4 protein-coding genes are annotated in these 5563 nt (G+C 71.2%); 1 reads left to right on the top strand and 3 read right to left on the bottom strand.

The annotated features are described in order from the left end of the window. Positions 1–142: 142 nt before the first annotated feature. The 3 genes from PSH25_RS09290 to eccCa form a co-directional block, all read right to left on the bottom strand. Complete coding sequence (locus PSH25_RS09290; RefSeq protein ID WP_030329555.1) at positions 143–421, bottom strand: WXG100 family type VII secretion target; 279 nt, start codon at positions 419–421, stop codon at positions 143–145. Between the two features lie 25 nt (positions 422–446). Further along, positions 447–755 (bottom strand): WXG100 family type VII secretion target, encoded by a 309-nt coding sequence (locus PSH25_RS09285; protein WP_030329557.1) that lies wholly within the window; start codon positions 753–755, stop codon positions 447–449. A 203-nt stretch (positions 756–958) separates the two neighbouring features. After that, the gene (gene eccCa / locus PSH25_RS09280) at positions 959–4924 is read right to left on the bottom strand and encodes a type VII secretion protein EccCa (protein ID WP_238658625.1); all 3966 of its coding nucleotides are present in this window, start codon (positions 4922–4924) and stop codon (positions 959–961) included. 166 nt (positions 4925–5090) lie between these two features. Here eccCa and eccD point away from each other — a divergent pair. After that, a partial coding sequence (eccD, locus tag PSH25_RS09275; protein WP_238658624.1) for a type VII secretion integral membrane protein EccD occupies positions 5091–5563 on the top strand: 473 nt, incomplete at its 3' end.

Raw genomic sequence — 5563 nt, 5'->3', positions numbered from 1 at the left:
CCCCGGCCGACGCACCGACGCGCCAACCGCCGGCTGAGCGGCGCACCGCGGCGCGGCGCCGACGCCTACGCCAACCCGGAGCCGCCAACGCAGAGCGGCTCCGGGCCGGGCGAACCGGACCGGAGCCGCTCGTACGAATGTCTCAGCTCCACACCTTGGAGTTGCTCATCTCCGTGGTGAGGTAGTTTTCGCGGGCGATGCCCACGGCACCGCCGATCTCGTTCAGGATCCGGTTGATGTCCCGGACCGCCGCGTCCCACTTCGCCTGGTGCTGCTCGTAGGCAACCCGGTCCTCGCCGTCCCAGTGCAGCTTGGTCAGCATCGACCGCAGCGTGTCAAGCTTTTCCTCGAGGGTCTTCGAGATGGCCTGCATCTGCTGGTTGCTGCTCTCGAGGACCGCATAGTCAACTTTGATCGTCACGATTTCCTCCTCTGCCGGCTGCGGATCACGGGTTGAGAGCAGAGTGGAACTTGTCCAGCATCTGCTGCTGCTCTTCGTCGTTGACCTGGTGCGTCGTACCCGACTTGTCGAGCAGGTCAGCGATGCTGTCCATCGCCGTCAGCAGTTTGACGGTGTCCTCGTTCCAGCGCGTCATCAGCGACTGGAAGCCCGTGGACGCCTGACCCTTCCACGCGATGGCCAGGTCGTCGACCACGTTCCACAGCTTCTTCAGCTCGCCGTCGACCTCGCTGCGCGTGGACCGCACGTCACTCGCGGCGGTATGCAGAGTCGCAGCTTCGACCTCGAACGCCATGCTTCACACCCTTCCGTCTGTTGTGGTGGCGGCTTCGCCGCACCCTCCCCCGCGGCAAGGCAGCAACACCCCACCGACGGACACTCCTGTGAAGACCGTAGCGGAACCTGTCCAGCCCTCGCAGCCCTGACCGGTGACGTTCGATGGATGGTGGTGAATCGGGCCGAGACGGCCCACCACCCCTACCGAACGGTCGATCCCGCTCAGGCCGGCTCAGACCAGGCGGTCTGAATCAGCTGCTGGCCATCGCGACGGCGAACCAGGGTGCCCCGGCCGGGCGGCTGCGGGCTCGGTCGCAACGTGCCGAAGACCGCGCCCTCCTCCCGGTTGCCGGACATCAGCAGGCCCGGCGAGTCCAACTCGCGCAGCCGCTGCAGCACCGGCTCGTAGAGCGCCCTGGACACACCGCCGACCCGGCGCGTGACGATCAGGTGCAGACCGATGTCGCGGGCCTGCGGCAACAGCTCCTGCAGGGCGCTGAGCGGGTTGCTGCCGCCGGAGGCCACCAGGTCGTAGTCGTCCACCAGGATGTACAGATCCGGACCCTTCCACCAGCTCCGGTCGCGCAGCTGGGCGGTGGTCACGTCCGGGCCGGGCAGTCGGTTGGAGAGCGCGCTACGGATCGACCCGAGCCCCTGGGCGAACGCCTGGTTCGACGGGGCGTAGTCGAGCAGGTGGTCACCCTCCACGGCACCCAGCAGGCCACGCCGGTAGTCGGCGATCACCAGCCGGGCCTGCGCCGGGGTGTACCGCTCGGTGATCCCCCGGGCGATCAGACGCAGCAGGTTGGTCTTGCCGCACTCCGCGTCGCCGAAGACCGTCAGGTGCGGCTCGTTGGCCAGGTCCAGGTAGACCGGCGCGAGTGCCGACTCGTTGACACCGATCGGGAGCCCCGGTGCCGACCGGTCGATGATCCGGGCCAGCTCCGCCACCGGCAGTCGGCGCGGCAGCAGCCGCACCTTCGGCGCGGGGCGGCCCGGCCAGTTCGCCGCCACGTGCCCGGCCAGGGCCAGCGACGCCTCGCTCAGATCGTCGATGTCGCGACGACCGTCGATCCGCGAGATGGCGGTGAGGAAGTGCAGCTTGTCCCGGGTCAGGCCCCGACCGGGCGACTTCTCCGGCACGTTGTTCGCCGCGCGGCGGTCGATCTCGGACTCCGACGCGTCGCCGAGGCGCAGCTCCAACTTGGTGCCGAGCAGATCCCGCATGTTGATCCGGATCTCCGCCCACCGCACGGCGGTGAGCACCACGTGCACACCGAAGCCGAGGCCCCGGTTGGCCAACGTGGTGATGGTCTGCTCCAACTCCTCGTACTCCTGGCGCAGCGTGTTCCACCCGTCCACCACCAGGAACACGTCGCCGAACGGGTCGTCGGCGAACTCACCCGCGGCGCGGCGACGGCGGTAGCTCGCCACCGAGTCGATGCCGTGCTGGGCGAAACGAGCCTCCCGCTCGTCCAGCACGGCGACCACCTCGGCCACCGTCCGGCGGACCGCCTCGACGTCGCGCCGACCGGCCACCCCGGCCAGGTGCGGCAACCGCTCCATGCTGCGCAGCGCGCCCCCGCCGAAGTCCAGGCAGAAGAACTGCACCTCCCGTGGCGTGTGCGTGAGCGCCAGCGAGGCGAGCAGCGTACGCAGCATGGTGCTCTTGCCACTGAGCGACCGACCGACGATGACCACGTTGCCGCCGGCCCCGGCCAGCTCGACCATCATCGGGTCCCGGCGCTGCTCGTACGGGCGGTCCACGACGCCGACCGGCACGGTCAGCCGCCCGCGCCCGGGCCAGGACGCGGTGCACAGCCCGTAGGTCGGGTCGACCGCCAGCGGGCCGAGCAGCTCACCCAGGCCCGGCGGGTCGGCAAGCGGCGGCAGCCACACCTGGTGGGCCGGGCGGCCCCGACCCTTGAGCTGGTCGATCAGCACGTCGAGCATCGCCACGGCCTTGCCGTCGGCCGGCTGCTCCGGCTCCGGGGCCGTGTCCATTGGCACCTGCGGGACCTGCACCGGCACGAAGTCGAGGCCGTACGGCACGATCCGCCGCTGCACCAGCGCCTGCGAGGCGGAGGCCTGCTGCCCCGGCGCCCGGTACGCCCCCGACACGTACGCGGCCCGGAACCGCAGCATCGTGCTGGTGTCCGTCTTGAGGTAGCCGTGGCCCGGCGCGTTCGGCAGCTCGTACGCGTCCGGCACGCCGAGCACGATCCGGCTCTCCACCGCGGAGAACGTCCGCAGACCGATCCGGTACGACAGGTGCGTGTCGAGGCCCCGCAGCTTGCCCTCTTCGAGGCGCTGGCTGGCCAGCAGCAGGTGCACGCCGAGGGACCGACCCAACCGGCCGATCATCACGAACAGGTCGATGAAGTCCGGTTTGGCGGCGAGCAGTTCGCTGAACTCGTCACAAATGATCAACAGGCTGGGCATCGGCGCCAGCGGCTCACCGGCCGAGCGCGCCTTCTCGTACTCGAAGCGGGAGACGTAGTTGCCGGCGGCGCGCAGCAGCTCCTGCCGGCGCACCATCTCGCCGGCGAGCGCGTCGCGCATCCGGTCGACAAGCGGCAGCTCGTCGGCCAGGTTGGTGATCACCGCGCTGGTGTGCGGCAGCGCCTCCAGCGAGGCGAAGGTCGCGCCGCCCTTGAAGTCCACCAGGACGAAGTTCAGTTCCTCCGACGAGTGGGTCACCGCCAACGCGGCCACCACCGTCCGCAGCAGCTCGCTCTTGCCGGAGCCGGTCGCGCCGATCACCAGACCGTGCGGGCCCATGCCCTCGTGCGCCGACTCCTTGAAGTCGAGCTCGACCACGTTGCCGTCCGGGCCGACACCGAGTGGGATGCGCAGCCGATCGCGGTGACCACGCGGACGCCAGGTGTTCTGCACGTCCACCGCCGCGGCGTCACCCACGCCGAGCAGGTCCGGCAGTTCCGTGCTGCGGGCCAGCGGCTCGTCGCCGCCGGTCTGCTGCTGGGAGAGCCGGAAGGGGGCGATCTGACGGGCCAGCCCCTCGGCGGCCTCGGCGCTGAGCCGGTCGGGCCGACCCAGGGTCGACGACGAGCTGCCCCGGACCAGGTCGAGTGAGCTTCCGTCGCCCACGTCGAGGCAGAGCAGCCAGCGGCCGGCGTCGCGCGGCACCGTGCCGGAGAGGTCGATCACGGTGGCGCCGAGCAGCCCCGGGCCCACGAGCTGGCAGGTGGGTGAGATCTCCCCACCGTCGATCACGACGACCAGGTGCGGGGCGGTGGTCAGCGGCTTCGCCTCCGGCGCGAACCGAGGCCGACCGGCCAGCTCGGCGGTGAGCGACGCCTCGGCCTCGGCCAGGCTGGCGAAGACCAGCCGGCGCGCGCCGGCCGCGTCCGTACGACCACTGTGGTGGGCGTGTGGCAGCCACTTCACCCAGCCCCAGGACGACTGCCGGTCGGGTGCGGCGACCACCGCGATCACCAGGTCGTCCGGTGCGTGGAAGGTGGCCAACTGCCCCAGCGCCGCCCGGGTCAGGTCGAGCACGGGCTCGCGGTCGCCGCGCAGCACCACCCGACTGAACGCGCGCACCGACAGCGCCGTCGGCAGGTCGGGCACCGTCGAGTGTGCCCGGACGAACCGGCGGAGCGCGATGGCGCTCATCGGCTCCAGGTCCTCCACCGGCTTCGTCTCCGGAGGGACGATCTCCACGGCGAGCCGCTGCGGGCCGAGGGCGATCCGGGTCTCGCCGAAGTCGTCCTCGGTGATCCGCCGCTCCCAGAGTCGCCGGGACGCGGCGATCGACCAGAGCGCGTCGGGCTCCGGGTGCCGCCAGGCCATCGCCGCCCGCTGCTGCTCGGCGGCACGCCGGGTGCGCTTGCGCATCTGGGCCAGATAGCGCATGTAGTCGCGGCGGTCGGCGTTCAGCTCGGCCTTGTCCTTGCCACCACTGTTGGCCAGCGAACCGATCGCCATGCCGAGCATCGAGACACCGAACAGCCCACCGGCGACGTAGGTCATCATGCCGCCGCCCTTGCCGGCGTAGAGGAACGCCATGGCACCGACCCCGCAGAACATCGGCAGGATCATGAGCAGCTGCCCCATCCCGCGGGGCGTCGGCTCGGGCAGTTCGGGAGGCGACTCCAGCAGCACCTCGCCGCGCGGTAAGGCCGGCCCCGGCTGACGCGGGAGCCGGCGGAACACCACCGTGCTCACGGCTGTCTCCTCCCCAGAAGCGGCCCCGATGACGTACGGCCCGCGGAACACCGCCCGTGGGTGGGCATCGTACGTGCCGTCATCGTAGGTAATCTGCCGTGTGCGCGGTGGACCCGGACCGCAGCATCACAGACAGCCGATCACAGACGCACACCTGGAGGCCACAGTGGCGACGAAGACGGCGACCGGTGGTCTGAGCCGGATCACCATCGTGGCTCCGCGTACCCGGATGGATCTGGCGCTGCCGTCGGACGTGCCGCTGGCCGACCTGCTCCCCACTCTCCTGCGCTACGCCGGCGAGGACATGGCCGACGAGGGTGCGCGGCACGGCGGCTGGGCACTGTCCCGGTTGGGCGGTGCGCCCCTCGACGGTGGTCGTACCGCCGCGCAGCTCAGCGTCCGCGACGGCGAGGTGCTCTACTTCAACCCCCGGTCCGACGCCGCACCGGAGATCGTCTTCGACGACGTGGTGGACGCGGTCGCCACCGCGACCAACCAGCGCCCCGGCGCCTGGCAGGTCGGTGCGACCCGTTCCTTCGCGGTGGTCTTCGCGGCGGCGGCGCTCGGCGCCGGCGCGTTGGCAGCCCTCTTCGCCGGCCCGCCGCACCTGCCCGGCGCGTTGGCCGCGCTGCTGGTCGC

It is taken from the genome of Micromonospora foliorum, from assembly GCF_022229015.1.
GTDB lineage: Bacteria > Actinomycetota > Actinomycetes > Mycobacteriales > Micromonosporaceae > Micromonospora > Micromonospora foliorum.
Note: the sequence above shows the minus strand (reverse complement) of the source record. Positions and strands in the feature narration are given on the sequence as shown.

What these genes read in the sequence shown, in the direction of transcription:
- PSH25_RS09285 (WP_030329557.1), bottom strand. Translation starts at nt 755, where the DNA reads ATGGCGTTCGAGGTCGAAGCTGCGACTCTGCATACCGCCGCGAGTGAC.